Origin of the sequence: Paraburkholderia sp. DD10 (assembly GCF_049177125.1) — a bacterium.
GTDB classification, from domain to species: domain Bacteria; phylum Pseudomonadota; class Gammaproteobacteria; order Burkholderiales; family Burkholderiaceae; genus Paraburkholderia; species Paraburkholderia terricola.
On sequence record NZ_CP185393.1, the window covers coordinates 535,925 to 551,207 of the forward strand.

General features: G+C 62.5%; 13 protein-coding genes. 7 read left to right on the forward strand and 6 right to left on the reverse strand.

The genetic code is table 11. The annotated features are described in order from the left end of the window. Nucleotides 1–18: 18 nt before the first annotated feature. The 4 genes from eno to ACOCG7_RS17835 form a co-directional block, all read right to left on the reverse strand. Nucleotides 19–1,314 (reverse strand): phosphopyruvate hydratase, encoded by a 1,296-nt coding sequence (eno, locus tag ACOCG7_RS17820; RefSeq protein WP_114162167.1) that lies wholly within the window; start codon nt 1,312–1,314, stop codon nt 19–21. 100 nt (nt 1,315–1,414) lie between these two features. Further along, nucleotides 1,415–1,966 (reverse strand): cupin domain-containing protein, encoded by a 552-nt coding sequence (locus ACOCG7_RS17825; protein WP_114163452.1) that lies wholly within the window; start codon nt 1,964–1,966, stop codon nt 1,415–1,417. A gap of 267 nt (nt 1,967–2,233) precedes the next feature. Then, the gene (locus ACOCG7_RS17830; RefSeq protein WP_244219979.1) at nt 2,234–3,310 is read right to left on the reverse strand and encodes a phosphotransferase family protein; all 1,077 of its coding nucleotides are present in this window, start codon (nt 3,308–3,310) and stop codon (nt 2,234–2,236) included. Next, a complete protein-coding gene (locus ACOCG7_RS17835; RefSeq protein ID WP_114163454.1) occupies nt 3,289–4,251 on the reverse strand; it encodes a C-terminal binding protein in 963 nt (320 codons plus the stop codon). The genes ACOCG7_RS17830 and ACOCG7_RS17835 overlap by 22 nt, the downstream gene beginning before the upstream one ends. A gap of 457 nt (nt 4,252–4,708) precedes the next feature. Between ACOCG7_RS17835 and ACOCG7_RS17840 the strand changes: the two genes are divergently transcribed. Next, complete coding sequence (locus ACOCG7_RS17840; protein ID WP_114162168.1) at nt 4,709–5,878, forward strand: porin; 1,170 nt, start codon at nt 4,709–4,711, stop codon at nt 5,876–5,878. A gap of 78 nt (nt 5,879–5,956) precedes the next feature. Here the strand turns inward: ACOCG7_RS17840 and ACOCG7_RS17845 are convergent, their stop codons facing one another. Next, on the reverse strand, nt 5,957–6,868 hold the full coding sequence (locus tag ACOCG7_RS17845; RefSeq protein ID WP_114162169.1) for a LysR family transcriptional regulator: 912 nt from the start codon (nt 6,866–6,868) through the stop codon (nt 5,957–5,959). Nucleotides 6,869–6,996: 128 nt separating this feature from the next. Between ACOCG7_RS17845 and ACOCG7_RS17850 the strand changes: the two genes are divergently transcribed. From ACOCG7_RS17850 to ACOCG7_RS17875, 6 genes are read left to right on the forward strand one after another with little or no spacing between them, the layout of a single operon-like run. Then, nucleotides 6,997–8,181 (forward strand): acyl-CoA dehydrogenase, encoded by a 1,185-nt coding sequence (locus tag ACOCG7_RS17850; RefSeq protein WP_114162170.1) that lies wholly within the window; start codon nt 6,997–6,999, stop codon nt 8,179–8,181. A 6-nt stretch (nt 8,182–8,187) separates the two neighbouring features. Next, nucleotides 8,188–9,426 (forward strand): CaiB/BaiF CoA transferase family protein, encoded by a 1,239-nt coding sequence (locus ACOCG7_RS17855; protein WP_114162171.1) that lies wholly within the window; start codon nt 8,188–8,190, stop codon nt 9,424–9,426. A 60-nt stretch (nt 9,427–9,486) separates the two neighbouring features. Beyond that, on the forward strand, nt 9,487–11,151 hold the full coding sequence (locus tag ACOCG7_RS17860; protein WP_114162172.1) for an electron transfer flavoprotein-ubiquinone oxidoreductase: 1,665 nt from the start codon (nt 9,487–9,489) through the stop codon (nt 11,149–11,151). A 12-nt stretch (nt 11,152–11,163) separates the two neighbouring features. Further along, a complete protein-coding gene (locus ACOCG7_RS17865) occupies nt 11,164–12,009 on the forward strand; it encodes a 3-hydroxybutyryl-CoA dehydrogenase (RefSeq protein ID WP_114163455.1) in 846 nt (281 codons plus the stop codon). A 19-nt stretch (nt 12,010–12,028) separates the two neighbouring features. Next, nucleotides 12,029–12,778 (forward strand): electron transfer flavoprotein subunit beta/FixA family protein, encoded by a 750-nt coding sequence (locus ACOCG7_RS17870; protein ID WP_114162173.1) that lies wholly within the window; start codon nt 12,029–12,031, stop codon nt 12,776–12,778. Nucleotides 12,779–12,809: 31 nt separating this feature from the next. Then, entirely contained in the window at nt 12,810–13,757 is a 948-nt protein-coding gene (locus ACOCG7_RS17875; protein WP_114163456.1) for an electron transfer flavoprotein subunit alpha/FixB family protein, read from the forward strand. A 21-nt stretch (nt 13,758–13,778) separates the two neighbouring features. Here ACOCG7_RS17875 and ACOCG7_RS17880 read toward each other — a convergent pair whose 3' ends face one another. Continuing rightward, entirely contained in the window at nt 13,779–14,873 is a 1,095-nt protein-coding gene (locus ACOCG7_RS17880; RefSeq protein WP_421379293.1) for a LacI family DNA-binding transcriptional regulator, read from the reverse strand. Nucleotides 14,874–15,283 lie beyond the last annotated feature (410 nt).

The window sequence follows — 15,283 nt, forward strand, 5'->3', positions numbered from 1 at the left end:
CGGCGACGGTACGACGATTCACATCGCGCGATGAATGAAGGGCAGCGCGGACCATCCGCTGAATTGCGCCTGTGGTCCCAGCGCTTCCTCGATTCGCAATACCTCGTTCCACTTGGCCATGCGTTCCGAACGCGAGAATGAACCGACCTTGAGTTGACCCGCGTCCCAGCCGACCGCCAAATGCGCGATGGTGACGTCTTCCGTTTCGCCGGATCGCGCCGACACGATCGTGCCGAATCCGGCTGTCTTGCCTGCCTGCAGCGCCTCGTAGGCCTCGGTGACGGTGCCCGCCTGATTCGGCTTGATGAGCACGGCATTGAGCGCGCCGTCCGTTGCGGCTGTTCTGACCCGGTCCGCGTTGGTGACGAGAAAGTCGTCGCCGATGATCTGGCAACGCGAGCCGTGGGCTTTCGTGAAGAGCCGGAAGCCTTCGACGTCGTCTTCGGCGAGCGGATCTTCGATCGACAGGATCGGGTAGGTATCCAGCCAGCGCCCCAGCATGTCGATCATTTGCGCGGTGTCGAGCGTGCGGCCGTCGAGCGCCAGCGTGTACGTTCCGTTGCGGCCGAATTCGGACGCGGCGATATCCAGCGAGATGCCGACCTGCTTGCCGGCTTGCAGGCCCGTGTCGGCGATGGCGCGCACCAGCGTGTCGAGGGCGTCTTCGTTGCAGTCGAAGGCCGGCCAGTAGCCGCCTTCGTCCGCCACGCCCTGAAGCTTGCCCGCCTGCTTCATCAACGAGCCGGCGGCGCGGTACACCTCCGCCGTCCACTCCAGCGCCTCGGTGAAGCTGCGCGCGGCGGGGCACATGATCATGAAGTCCTGCACGTCGACGCGGCGCGCCGCGTGTGCGCCGCCTCCGAATATCTGGATCTCCGGCAACGGCAGGCGCACCGCGCGTTCTCCGGCGAGATAGCGCCATAGCGGCTGCGTGCTGGCGGCAGCCGCGGCGTGCAGGACCGCCATTGAAGTGGCGACGATCGCATTGCCGCCCAGACGGCTGCGATTGGGCGTGCCATCCAGGGCGACCAGGCGGGCGTCGATAGCGGCCTGATCGCGGGCATCGGCGCCTTCTAGCGCGCTCGCGATCTCGCCGTTGACCTTCGACAGCGCGTTGGATACGTCGAGGCCGCCGAAGGCGGCGCCGCCGTCGCGCAAGTCGAGCGCCTCTCCGCTGCCGGTCGAAGCGCCCGCGGGCGCGATCGCGCGACCGCTCATGCCGCCGTGCAAGGCGACTTCGACTTCCACTGTCGGACGGCCGCGCGAGTCCCAGACGCGTCGGCCGTGTACATGGGCGATCGTTGATTCAGTCATAAGGAATGTCTACCTCGTTGGTGGTTGATTTGTGCGGTTGATTTGTATGGTCGATTCATGTCCTTGCAGCGCGCGGAGCGTTCGCAACGTCGAGCCGCGGTCACGTGCTGCCGCGCGCTCCGATCAGGACGAAGGCCAGCGTCGCGGGACGGTCGCTTTCGTTTCGCCATGCATGACGGGTTCCGTTCTGCACGACGACGTCATGCTTGCGCAGCAACTCCGCGCGTCCCTCGTCGAGTTCGAGCCAGATTTCGCCGTCGAGAACGATGCCGTAATCGACGGTCGGGGTCGCGTGCATGCCGTCCTCCTCGAAAAGCTCCGCAAGCCCAGGGCTGATCGCGAGGTTTTCAGCGGCCGCGGCCTGCGGGTCGAAATCGGGTGCAAGGAACACGCTATCCGGAGGAAACGTCACGATGAGAAAGCGCGTGCCCGACGCCGCGGGGACGAAGGTGGCGACAGCGGGGGTCGGGTCCGTGCCGTCGAAAGGAATGGCTTGCGCCGGTTCCGTTGCCCAGACAAGACGGGAGACCATGCCGGGGATGTGCCGGTATGCGTCGGAGCGCGGCGGCGGCGAATCGAGTGCGACTGTCGATGCGCCGCTTGCGTCGTGGCCGGTGACGATGCGGCGAAGCGCTAGCGGCACGTCGCCCATGATCGGGGCATCGAACCGGAGGGGATCGGCGTTGACGTCTTTCACGATGTCTCCTGGTTTTGCTAACGTTCGCACAAATTGTGGCAAACGCTGCGGTGCATTGTCAATAGGCCGTTTAAGGCGGTTTTTCTTGCTAAATGCTCAAACCGGCAAGGCCGGTGTGGCTCTCGATCGTGCGGAGAGAGCAAACGTTAGCAGGGCGGATGCGGCGGCTGCGCGCCGAGTCGCATACGAGTCGCCAACGCAGCGACGCTCTCCGCTACCCTCTCAGGATTGTCGCGACTCGATCTCTTCCAGCCATGCTTGCGCCACTTGATAGAGATATTCAACCGGCTGCAGCAGCAGCCGGGTGGCAACCGCGCGGACGTGGTCGCGTTGCGCGTCATCGGTCAGATACTCGACCGGCGATTTGCCGTCGACGCGGGCGAGGAGCAAGGCGGGCAACAACTCGGCCGTGCGCGCTTCGAGCGCCGCGCGCAGTTCCCAGTCCGCTTCGTCGAAATAGGCTTCGGTCAGCGCCTTGAACGAAGCGATCAGCGCTTCCCGCCGATCGGGGCGAGCAAGGCACTTGAGCAGCAGATGGTTCAGGCAGAACGCCAGGTCGAAGGCCGGGTCGCCGAACCACGCGCATTCGGCGTCGAGCAATACCGGCCCTCTGGGGCCCACGAGAATGTTCTTCGGACTCACGTCGCCGTGCACGAGCGCCGTGCGTATGCTCGCGGTGCGCCCGGCCAGATAGCGCAGCTTCGATTCGAGTTTCGGATGATGCCGCGATGTGGCGATCAGGTAAGGATCGAGACGCAGCGCCTGAAAATTGTCGAGCGTGTCGAACCTGTCGCGCAGCTCCGCATCGTCGGCGCTGACCGCGTGCAGATGCCCGACCAGCCGTCCGACGGCGCGGGCCGTGTCCGCTTCGACCTCTCCGTGCAGTAGTTGCTGCTTCCACACGGGATGCGCCGACGGCGCGAGAAACGACATGGCGAACACGCCGAGCCGGGCGTCGTGCGCGAGCGGAACCGGCACGTTGTCGGGGCGATGCCGCGCGGCAAATTGCATCCAGGCCCATTCGTCGGCGTTGCGCGACACGGGCGCTTGCCAGCTTGCCGATACCTTCAGCGTGGAGAGCGCGCGCTTCACGCACAGTGAGCCCGCGGCAACATCGACACGCCATATGTCGGACGAAACGCCGCCTGTGAGCGGGTGCCAGGTGGCCGCTTCGTCCTTGTGCGCGAGCTCGTGTTCGACGAGAAACGCATCGAGTTGCGGGTCGGGGCTATTGAATTGCGTCATCACGAGTGGTTGAAATGAAACGGTTGAAGCGGTCAGGCCGCTGGCGAATTGCATGGATTGCGCGGCGCTTCGCCGCGCAGTACCCGCACGACTTCTTCGGTAGCTCGTCTGCGAAGTTCCAGCAAGGATGCGTCTGACGAAAACGCGACGTGGGGCGTCAACATCGCGCCGCGTTGGCGCAGCAGTTCGTCCGGAACGCGCGGCTCGGAGTCGAGCACGTCGAGCCCTGCCGCGGACAGTTGCCCGCTTTGCAGCGCTTCGATAACGGCATCCGTATCGACGATGCCGCCGCGGCTCACGTTGATCAGCAGACTGCCGCGGCGCATTTTCGCTATTCGCTCGCGGTTGATGAGGTGGCGCGTGCCGTCGGTGAGCGGCGCATGAACGATCACGATGTCGCTGTTGGCGAGCAGTTCGTCGAGCGCCACGGCTTGCACGCCCGCCACCGGCTCGCGCAGGAAAGGATCATGCGTCAGCAGCCGGCAGCCGAACGCGCCGAGCTTGTGCGCCGTGGCGCGCGCTATGCGGCCGAAGCCGACCAGCCCGCAAGTAAGCGCGCCCAGGCGGCGAAGACGGGCATCGGCGGGAGACCAGCGCCCGGCGTGCACTTCACGATCGAAAATCACCAGCCCGCGGGTCCATGCAAGCGCGAAGCCGACCGCATGATCGGAGACTTCGTCGACGCAATAGTCCGGCACGTTCGTGACGAAAATGCCGCGGGCGGTGGCTGCATCCACGGCGATGTTGTCGAGCCCTACGCCAAGCCTTGCAACGATCTTCAGCCGCGCGGAAGCCGCGATGGTTTCGGCCGACACCGGCGCCCAGCACGTCAGGATCGCGGAAGGCAGATGCTCGCGGGCCAGCGCTTCGATGCCGGACGCGGGCAAGGGAGCGGCCGGTCCGCTGACTAGCCGCATGCCGGCGGATTCGACGATCTCGCGCTCGACGCTATCGTCGGGCCACGCATAGTCGGTGAGGAAGACTGTATCGATCATGGAACTGAGCCTGATGGTGAACGGAATGACCGCGTGGTTGGCGGTGCCCCGCAAACCCTGCCTGATTGCACTAACGTTAGCATAGCAATCACGCAGTGCCAAGCCGTGGTTCGCCTGGGTGGCCTAGCCTTAAGGCACGAAAGTTCAGTAAAAACCCTTGATTCATGGAGTTAAACACCGGATTGACATGCCAGAAAGTGGCAACTAGACTCAATCCGTCGATGCTAACGTTCGCGCTAGAGGGGCACAGATCGCAAGCCGGCTCGATGGCCCGATCGATCTTTCAATGAGCCGACAGCGATCGCTGGTACGACAAAAAGGCGAAGGCGTCGACGTGCGCACCAATAAAAGACCTGTTCAGAATCAGGCGACGCCTGCATGGCGTTCGGTGCCACGCCTTTGAAAAATGCAGCACCCGCAGAAAAACCCAAATATCACGACTGGCAGGAGACAACGAATGAAGAGGCTTCTTGTACCCGCGATTTGCGGCTGCATAGGTGCGGCCGCACATGCGCAAAGTTCGGTCACGCTCTATGGGCTGATCGACAATGGCGTGTCGTACGTCAGCAATCAGCGCACGGCAAGCGGTGCGGGTCACAGCAACGTTTTTGCATCTCAGGGAAACATCGTCGGCGATCGATGGGGGCTGACCGGGAGCGAGGATCTGGGCGGCGGCCTGCAAGCGATCTTCAAACTGGAAAACGGCTTTACCGGAACCAACGGTGGTCTCCAGCAGGGCGGACGCCTGTTTGGCCGACAAGCGTGGGTCGGCATGTCCAGTTCGTATGGCGCGCTCACGCTTGGCCGTCAGTATGATTCGGTGGTGGACTATCTTGCTCCACGTAGTGTCGCGCAGAGCTTCGTGGGCGGGCTCGAATTCATGCACCCGATGGACAACGACAACTTCGGCGATTTCTTCCGGCTCGATAACGCCGTCAAATTTGCGAGTCCGGACATCCACGGTCTGAAATTCGGCGGCCTGTATGCGTTCTCGAACAAGGCGGGCGATTTCGCCGACAATCGTGCGTTCAGTGCCGGCGCGACATACAACCACGGTCCATTCACGGTAAGCGCGGCATACATGCGAATCGACAATCCGGGGGACGGAGCGGCGGGCGCGCTCGACGGTTCGTCCACGTCCGGTGACGCCACGTTCCATGCGGCGCGACAGCAGGTATGGGGCGTCGGCGGCGCTTATGTGATTGGCCCGGCAACGCTGGGGCTGGTGTGGAGTCACTCGCATTACGACAATACGACGGCCGTGTACCGCGGCAGCACGCTGGCGCCCGCCGCCACCAGGTCGCCCACGGATCTTGGCTTCGACAACTTTGAAGCCAATATCCGCTATCTGATCAATCCGGCATGGGTGGTCGCGGCCTCGTACACCTTCACGGACGGTTCGTATTCCAACGCGTCCCTGCATGCGAAGCCGCGCTGGAACCAGTTCAATCTGATGACTTCGTATTCGCTTTCAAAACGCACCGACGTTTACCTGATGGCCGAATATCAGCATGTCACGGGTGCGGCGGGGACGATTTTCAGCGGTGCGTTCATTGGCGGAAGTGGCGGCCCTTCGTCGACGAACCGGCAATTCCTCACGAGTGCGGGACTGCGCGTCAAGTTCTGACCATCGTCGCGAACGGATGGCTGTCGCCGCTCGCGCGACCCATCCGTGCGACAGATACGGGACTCGATCGCCCGAACTTCAGTCGAGCCCCATGGTTTGCCGATATTGCTTCGCCTGGTCGGCAATCCATTCTCCGAACACTACCAGGGCCGAATCGCCGGCTTTGCGCTCGGGGTAGATCAGGTGATAGGAGCGGCCACTCGAGTACTCGTGCTTTGCCACCTGGATCAGAACGCCGCGTTCCAGTTCGTCCTCGATGAGAAGGCGCGGGATCAGCGCGATGCCGATACCATGAATCGCCGCTTCCGCGAGCATGGAAAACAATTCCAGCTTCGGCCCCGACATATCGCCTTCCACCTGCATGCCGCGCGATGCGAACCAGTCGCGCCATGCGTACGGACGCGTGCTCTGCTGTAAAAGCGGGTAACGCCGCCAGTCCGACGCCGTCAAGCGCGTGCGCGGCGCGATCAGCGTTGGGCTGCACACGGCGATCAGACTTTCGCGCATCAGAAAGAGCCCTTCCGATCCCGGCCAGATCGCGGCGCCCGCGTGAATTGCCGCGTCGAATCCGGTGTCGTCGAAGAGAAACGGACGAGTCCGTGTCGTGAGATTGACGGTGATATCCGGTTGCTCCGCGATAAAAAGCGGCAATCGGGGGAGCAGCCACTTTGTCGCGAACGTGGGCACCACGGCGAGTTCGAGCGTGCCGCCGTGGCCGCCCTTGGCCATGAGTTCGAGCGTGTCCTGTTCCACTTCATTCAGACGCGACGCCACTTTTTTGCTGTAGATCTGTCCGGCCTCGGTCAGGCTCACGCCGCGGCGATCGCGGCGAAAGAGCTTCACGCCGAGAAAATCTTCCAGCGAACCAATCTGCCGACAAATCGCGCTTTGCGTGACCGCGAGTTCGTCCGCGGCCTTCGTAAAGCTTTGATGGCGCGCGGCCGTTTCGAATGCGGATAGCGCTGCTGTCGAAGGGATCTTTCTGCGCATGCTCGTGACTCGCCGGTATTGTCGATGACCTGTGCGATTTTCGCACAGGTCAGTGCAAACAAATCGTTTGTCGTGACGCGCATGTGCCGATAAATTCGCGGCATGACAGTTTCTCTAGCGAGTATGAAATGAGTTCAAAGCACAAGCCGTCGTTTCAATGGGATGATCCGTTGCTGCTCGACCAGCAGTTGGCGGAAGAGGAGCGCCTCGTGCGGGAATCGGCGTACGCGTATTGCCAGGAGCGGCTCGCACCGCGCGTGCTCGAAGCTTTTCGTCACGAGTCCACCGACCCGGCCATCTTTCGCGAGATGGGCGAGCTTGGATTGCTCGGCGCGACGATCCCCGAAACATACGGCGGCGCCGGTCTCAACCATGTCTGCTACGGATTGGTCGCGCGGGAAGTGGAGCGCGTCGATTCCGGCTACCGCTCGATGATGAGCGTGCAATCGTCGCTCGTCATGGTGCCGATCAACGAGTTCGGTAATGAAGCGACGCGCCAGAAATATCTGCCGCAACTCGCGAGGGGCGAATGGATCGGCTGCTTCGGCCTGACCGAGCCGAATCACGGCTCCGATCCCGGCAGCATGATGACTCGCGCGAAAAAGGTCGACGGCGGATATTCGCTGACGGGCAGCAAGATGTGGATCACGAACAGCCCGATTGCCGATGTGTTCGTCGTCTGGGCGAAAGACGACGAAGGCGCGATCCGCGGCTTCGTGCTCGAGAAAGGCTGGAAAGGACTGTCGGCGCCGGCTATTCACGGCAAGGTCGGTCTGCGCGCGTCGATCACGGGCGAGATCGTGATGGATGAAGTGTTCTGCCCGGAAGAGAACGCGTTTCCCGAAGTGCGGGGCCTCAAGGGGCCGTTTACTTGCCTGAACAGCGCGCGTTACGGTATTGCATGGGGCGCGTTGGGTGCGGCCGAAGACTGCTGGCATCGTGCGCGTCAGTATGTTCTCGATCGCAAGCAGTTCGGCAGGCCGCTCGCGGCGAACCAGTTGGTGCAGAAAAAGCTCGCCGACATGCAGACGGAAATCACGCTGGGTTTGCAGGGGTGTTTGCGCCTCGGCCGCATGAAGGACGAAGGCACCGCGGCAGTCGAGATCACGTCCATCATGAAGCGCAACTCATGCGGCAAGGCACTCGACATCGCCCGCGTCGCGCGCGACATGCTCGGAGGCAATGGCATCAGCGACGAGTTCGGCATCGCGCGCCATCTCGTCAATCTGGAAGTGGTCAACACCTATGAAGGCACGCACGATATTCATGCGCTGATCCTCGGTCGCGCCATCACCGGCATTGCAGCTTTTTGATCGCTTATGAACGAGACTAATCAACAAGGCGCGCTCGCGGGTCTGCGCGTGCTCGATCTTTCGCGCGTGCTGGCCGGCCCCTGGTCGAGCCAACTGCTGGCCGACCTCGGTGCCGACGTGGTCAAGGTCGAACGGCCGGGCAAGGGTGACGATACGCGCGCGTGGGGACCGCCGTGGCTGAACGATGCCGACGATGAGTCGATGGGCGAGTCCGCTTATTACCTGTGCGCGAATCGCAACAAGCGGTCCATCACGATCGATCTGAGCCAGCCGGAAGGACAGCGTCTCGTGAAGGAACTGGCCGGCAAGGCGGATGTGCTGATCGAGAACTTCAAGGTCGGTGGCCTCGGTCAATACGGTCTGGATTACGCGAGTCTCAAGCAATTGAATCCTCGCTTGATCTACTGCTCGATCACGGGATTCGGCCAGACCGGACCTTATGCCGCGCGCGCCGGTTATGACTTTCTGATTCAGGGCATGGGCGGGCTCATGAGCCTCACCGGGCGCGCGGACGGCACCGAAGGCGAAGGGCCGATGAAGGTCGGCGTCGCGTCGACGGACGTCATGACGGGACTGTATGCGACGGTGGCGATTCTCGCCGCACTCGCCCGGCGCGAGCGCTCCGGCGCGGGACAGCACATCGACCTTGCGCTGCTGGATGTGCAGATCGCCTGTCTCGCGAATCAGGCGGCGAATTACCTCGTCGGCGGCGTGATACCTCGACGTATCGGCAACGCCCATCCGAACATCGTCCCGTACCAGGAGTTTCCGACGGCCGACGGCTACATGATCCTCGCGGTCGGCAACGACAGTCAGTTCGCGAGTCTGTGCGCTGTATTGGGCAAACCGGAATGGAGCAGCGACGAACGTTTCTCCACCAATCCGCAGCGGGTGAAGAGCAGGGATGAACTCGTCGCGATGATCCGCTCCGCCACGTTGCGCCGTCCGACGAAGGAATGGATTGCGGTGATGGAAGCGGCAGGCGTGCCGTGCGGCCCGATCAACGATCTCGAAGCGGTGTTCTCGGACCCTCACGTGCAAGCTCGCAACGTGCGCATTGAAATGCCGCATCCGTTGGCGAAGCAGGTGGCGCTGGTCGCGAATCCCATTCGCCTGTCGGAATCGCCCGTGCAGTACCTGCGATCTCCGCCGACATTGGGGCAGCACACCGGCGACGTGCTTCGCGACTGGCTCGAGATGGGCGAAGCGCAGATCGATGATTTACGCCGCACGAAGCTTCTGTAGTCGCGGGCGCATTCCGCTACCTGTTACAGCAGCGGCGCAACCAGCCTGGAACATTGATAAATGAATCTCCCGGAAATCGGCGGCCCGCGCGAGTCGATGGAATACGACGTCGTGATCGTCGGCGGCGGCCCGGCCGGCCTGTCGGCGGCTATCCGCCTGAAGCAGCTGGCGGCTGCGAAAGGCGTCGAGCTTGGCGTGTGCGTGCTGGAAAAAGGCTCGGAGATCGGGGCGCACATCCTCTCGGGCGCGGTGATGGACCCGCGCGCGATCACCGAACTGATTCCCGACTGGAAGGAACAAGGCGCGCCGCTCACGGTGGACGTGACCGAGGACCGCTTCCTGTTCCTCACCGAAACCGGCTCGAAGAGCGTGCCGGCCTGGGCGCTGCCGGATAACTTCAGGAACCACGGCAACTACGTGATCAGTCTCGCGAACGTCACGCGCTGGCTGGGCACCATGGCGGAGGCGGCGGGCGTCGAGATCTTTCCGGGCTTTCCGGCTGCCGAGATCCTTTACCACGACGACGGCTCGGTCAAGGGCGTCGCGACCGGCAATCTCGGCATCGGCAAGGACGGCCAGCCCACCGAGAACTTCCAGCTCGGCATGGAACTGCATGCGAAATACACGCTCTTCTGCGAAGGCGCGCGCGGGCATCTGGGCCGCCAGCTGGACGAGAAATTCCGGCTGCGCGACGGCGTCGATCCGCAGGTCTACGGCATCGGCATCAAGGAACTGTGGGAAATCGAGCCGTCGAAACACAAGCCGGGTCTCGTGATGCACACCGCCGGCTGGCCGCTGAACACCGATACCTACGGCGGTTCGTTCCTCTATCACATGGATAACAACCAGGTGGTGGTGGGCTTCGTGGTCGGCCTCGGCTATACGAACCCGTATCTGTCGCCGTTCGAGGAATTCCAGCGCTACAAGACGCATCCGGCGATCCGCGGGTTTCTGGAAGGCGGCAAGCGCGTCTCGTATGGCGCGCGGGCGATCACCGCGGGCGGGCTGATGTCGCTGCCGAAGCTGGTGTTCCCCGGCGGCGCGCTCGTCGGTGACGATGCGGGCTTCCTGAACGCGTCGCGCATCAAGGGCAGTCACGCGGCGATCAAGACCGGCATGCTGGCCGCCGAGGCGGCGTTCGATGCGGTGCAGGCCGGACGTCGGAACGATGAACTCACGGCCTACCCGGAGTCGTTCCGCACATCGTGGCTGCACACCGAACTGCATCGCGCGCGCAACTTCAAGCAGTGGATGAGCAAGGGCCTGTACCTCGGCACGCTGATGGTCGGCATCGAGCAGAAGCTGTTCGGCGGCAACGTGCCGTGGACGCTGCATCATCAGCACGCCGATCACGAGATGCTCAAGCCCGCGTCGCAATGCACGCCGATCACGTATCCGAAACCGGACGGCAGGCTGACGTTCGACCGGCTGTCGTCGGTGTTCATCTCGAACACCAATCACGAAGAGAACCAGCCGGCGCATCTGACGCTGAAAGACCCCACGGTGCCGGTGAACGTGAACCTGCAGACCTATGCCGGTCCCGAAGCGCGCTACTGTCCGGCCGCGGTCTATGAATTCGTGAAGACCGACGACGGCGGCGAGCGCCTCGTGATCAACGCGCAGAACTGCGTGCACTGCAAGACCTGCGACATCAAGGACCCGACGCAGAACATCGTGTGGGTCACGCCGGAAGGCGGCGGTGGGCCGAACTATCCGAACATGTGAGTGAAGAGCGACATGCAGACAATTGGAATCGTCGGCGCGGGGCAAATGGGAAGCGGCATTGCGCTGGTCTGTGCGATAGCCGGCCTCGACGTAATCGTCACGGATCTCGATGAACACGCGCTGAAACGCTGCATCGAAGGTATTGCGGCGAATCTCGACAGGATGGTATCGAAGGGGAAAACAGCGCAGGCGGAGGCAGCGGCGGCGCTGGAACGAATCAAGGGAAGTACTTTGTTGACTGACCTTGCCGACCGCGACTTCGTGATCGAAGCAGCGACGGAAAATATTCAGATCAAAGAGGGGATCTTGAAGAAGCTGGATGCGATCGTGCGGCCGAATGCGATCATCGCAACCAATACGTCGTCGGTGTCCGTCACGAAGCTCGGTGCGATGCTCGATGACCCGAGCCGCTTGACGGGAATGCACTTTTTCAATCCCGTTCCATTGATGGCGCTCGTCGAAGTCATTCGCGGGATTCAAACTAGCGATGCCACCTTCGACGCCACCGTCGACCTCGCAAAGCGTATCGGCAAGACCGCGATTTGCGTGAGGAATTCGCCGGGCTTCGTGGTCAATCGCATTTTGATACCGATGATCAATGAAGCGATTTTCGTACTGCACGAGGGGCACGCGAGCGCCGAAGAGATCGACGAGGGTATGAAGCTAGGCGCGAATCATCCGATTGGACCGCTGGCGCTGGCGGATCTCATCGGACTCGATACGACGCTCGCGATCATGAACGTGTTGTACCGCGACTTCAACGATCCGAAGTATCGCCCGGCGCCTTTGCTCAAGGAAATGGTCGACGCCGGCTATCTCGGCCGAAAGAGTGGGCAGGGGTTTTATCCCTATCCTTAACGCCAAGGGGAAAGACATTTTGAAGATCATTGTTGCTGTGAAGAGAGTGGTCGATTACAACGTGAAAGTCCGGGTGAAGTCGGACGGCACGGGCGTCGACATCGCGAACGTGAAAATGTCGATGAATCCGTTCGACGAAATCGCGGTGGAAGAGGCGGTGCGTCTGAAGGAAGCGGGCGTGGCGACCGAGGTGATCGCGGTGTCGTGCGGCGTCACGCAGTCGCAGGAAACGCTGCGCACGGCGCTGGCGATCGGCGCGGACCGCGCCGTGCTGATCGAATCGAACGAGGAACTGCAGCCGCTGGCGGTCGCCAAGCTGCTGAAGGCGCTGGTCGACCGGGAGCAGCCGCAACTGGTCATCCTCGGCAAACAGGCGATCGACGACGATTCGAACCAGACCGGCCAGATGCTCGCCGCGCTCGCCAGCCTGCCGCAAGCGACGTTTGCGTCGAAGGTTGTCGTGGCCGACGGCAGGGCGACCGTGTCGCGTGAGGTGGACGGCGGTGCCGAGACGCTGTCGCTCAAGCTGCCCGCCGTGGTCACGACCGATCTGCGCCTGAACGAGCCGCGCTATGTGACGCTGCCGAACATCATGAAGGCGAAGAAGAAGCCGCTGGAAACGCTCAAGCCCGAGGACCTCGGTGTTGACGTCACGCCGCGCCTGAAAACGCTGAAAGTCGCCGAGCCGCCGAAGCGCTCCGCTGGCGTGAAGGTGGCGGATGTGAAGACGCTGGTCGAGAAGCTGAAGAACGAAGCCAAGGTGCTTTAAGTAAAACGCGGAGACAGGGCAAATGACGAATCTGGTTAATCTTGTATTGGCTGAACACGACAACGCATCGATCAAGCCGGCGACGCTGAACACGATCGCAGCAGCGCAGAAGATCGGCGGCGACATTCACGTGCTGGTGGCGGGCTACAACGCGCAGGCCGCGGCGGACGAGGCCGCGAAGATCGCGGGTGTGTCGAAGGTATTGCTGGCCGACGCGCCGCAACTGGAAGCGGGCCTCGCGGAAAACGTCGAGGCGACGGTGCTCGACATCGCGAAGGACTACACGCACATCCTCGCGCCGGCGACGCCTTACGGCAAGAACATCACGCCGCGTATCGCCGCGAAGCTGGACGTCGCGCAGATCAGCGACATCACCGCGGTGGATTCGGCCGACACGTTCGAGCGCCCGATCTATGCGGGCAATGCGATCGCCACCGTGCAGTCGCAAGACGCAATCAAGGTCATCACCGTGCGCACGACCGGTTTCGATGCGGTCGCGGCCGAAGGCGGCAATGCAGTGGTGGAAAAGATCGACGCTGCGGCGGACCAGGGCATCTCGCAGTTCGTGAGCCGTGAACTGACGAAGCTGGACCGCCCCGAACTGACCTCGGCGAAGATCATCGTCTCGGGCGGCCGCGGTCTGGGCAATGGCGAGAACTACACGAAGGTGCTCGAGCCGCTGGCCGACAGGCTGAACGCGGCGCTGGGCGCCTCGCGCGCGGCGGTCGATGCGGGCTTCGTGCCGAACGACTACCAGGTCGGGCAGACCGGCAAGATCGTCGCGCCGCAGTTGTACATCGCGGTCGGGATTTCGGGTGCGATCCAGCATCTGGCGGGCATGAAGGACAGCAAGGTGATCGTCGCGATCAACAAGGACCCGGAAGCGCCGATTTTCAGCGTCGCCGATTATGGTCTGGTGGGTGATCTGTTTACGCTTGTGCCTGAGTTCGTCGAGCGGATTGCCGACGATCATCGTTAGGCACAACCGTGTTCGCATCCGTCAAGCCGTGGCGCCGCGCGGCGAAGCGCGTACCGATGTCTTGGTCGGCGAGCCCGGTTTGCGCGTGCTGCCCCGCACGATGAGTGTCGCTGGCGAGATCGATGTGTAGGGTGAAGCGGTAGCGGAATTCTGCCGGACGTGATGCACGAACCACAGCCCGCACGCGGTGGCGAGATCGTGTACGGGAAGTCCCACGGTGGTCAATCCCGGTCCCCACCACCGGAAGCCGAGTTCGTCGCCGAAGCCAACGACCGACAGGTCGTCCGGAACTCGCACGCCCTGAGCCAGCAATTCTTCCAGGATGCCTTGGGTCATCTGGACCGAACCGGCCACGATTGCCGTCGGCGGCTTGGACAACGACAGGAGCCGGCGGGTTGCGTTAGCACCGAAGTCGACCTCGCTCGGCGCGCCCAGTTGCACAAGGGCGGGCTCGCCCGCTGCAACGCCGCTCAGTGCCTTGTGATAACCCTTGAGGCGCGCGGAACCCGTAGGCAGATCGTCTGTGCCGCCGATATAGCCGATCCGGCGATGGCCGAGCTGCACGAGGTGACTGGTCGCCTCGAAGATCGCCTCTGTATCGTCAATTCCGAACCACTGATCCCCGATCGCCGCATGCCTGCGCAACAGTTGCACGTGCGGGGACAATTTGATCAAGCGGATCGTTTCGCGATGGGGCTTCGCGGTCGGCACGATGATGATGCCCGCGACATTCGCGCTCGCCAGTTCACGGACGCTCTGCAACTCGACCATTCGGTCGTCGTCCGTTTCCGACAGGGCCAGTTGATAGCCGGCTGCCTGCAGGCATTTCGACAGCGCATGGGCGATGGTCGCGTAGAAACCGTTCCTGATGTCCGGCAGAACCAGGCCCACGAGATTGCTCGAGACGCCTCGCATCATGCGTGCAGCGAGATTGGCCACGTAACCCATTTCATCCGCGACTTGAGTCACTTTCTGTTTGGTGGCTGCGCTGATGCGTGGGTCGTCGGCAAGCGCCCGTCCTACCGTGGATGGGGAGACCTGTAGACGCGCGGCGATGTCTTTGATGGTGACCATTTGAGTTATCCGTTCAAGGTGCTTTTTTTGTAACGATAGCACAACGGTGAAGCTCGCAATGGACCGAGCCGTGCGCCACTGATCGCCGCGTTTACCTCTGAAGTTCGCGGTTGCAAATGCTAACGCGAGCTCATTTGCATAGCCAGATTTATTTGACGCGTGGAAAAACGCCCTTTATCATTGTGCTAACGTTAGCGCACTGGATGAAGCGGGCGGGTCGGGTAACCGCAGTGGTCCGTGCCGAAGTCCATTCGCCATTGGCCGGCTATGCGGGGGCAGGAGGGGAAGCCATGTTTGAAGAGAAATCCTTGCGGTTCCATGTCGAAAAGTGGTTTGGGCGAACAGCCATTTCGTCATTGGAGGTGAGCCGCGTCAGGCCGGCGAAACTGGGACCGAATCGATGTGTCCAGGTCGTGTCGCCGCAGTCGGAGAACCGCGTGACGATATTTTTC

What these genes read in the sequence shown, in the direction of transcription:
- ACOCG7_RS17860 (WP_114162172.1), top strand. Translation starts at nt 9,487, where the DNA reads ATGAATCTCCCGGAAATCGGCGGCCCGCGCGAGTCGATGGAATACGAC.
- ACOCG7_RS17835 (WP_114163454.1), bottom strand. Translation starts at nt 4,251, where the DNA reads ATGATCGATACAGTCTTCCTCACCGACTATGCGTGGCCCGACGATAGC.
- ACOCG7_RS17830 (WP_244219979.1), bottom strand. Translation starts at nt 3,310, where the DNA reads ATGCAATTCGCCAGCGGCCTGACCGCTTCAACCGTTTCATTTCAACCA.
- ACOCG7_RS17840 (WP_114162168.1), top strand. Translation starts at nt 4,709, where the DNA reads ATGAAGAGGCTTCTTGTACCCGCGATTTGCGGCTGCATAGGTGCGGCC.
- ACOCG7_RS17845 (WP_114162169.1), bottom strand. Translation starts at nt 6,868, where the DNA reads ATGCGCAGAAAGATCCCTTCGACAGCAGCGCTATCCGCATTCGAAACG.
- ACOCG7_RS17855 (WP_114162171.1), top strand. Translation starts at nt 8,188, where the DNA reads ATGAACGAGACTAATCAACAAGGCGCGCTCGCGGGTCTGCGCGTGCTC.
- ACOCG7_RS17850 (WP_114162170.1), top strand. Translation starts at nt 6,997, where the DNA reads ATGAGTTCAAAGCACAAGCCGTCGTTTCAATGGGATGATCCGTTGCTG.
- eno (WP_114162167.1), bottom strand. Translation starts at nt 1,314, where the DNA reads ATGACTGAATCAACGATCGCCCATGTACACGGCCGACGCGTCTGGGAC.
- ACOCG7_RS17865 (WP_114163455.1), top strand. Translation starts at nt 11,164, where the DNA reads ATGCAGACAATTGGAATCGTCGGCGCGGGGCAAATGGGAAGCGGCATT.
- ACOCG7_RS17825 (WP_114163452.1), bottom strand. Translation starts at nt 1,966, where the DNA reads ATGGGCGACGTGCCGCTAGCGCTTCGCCGCATCGTCACCGGCCACGAC.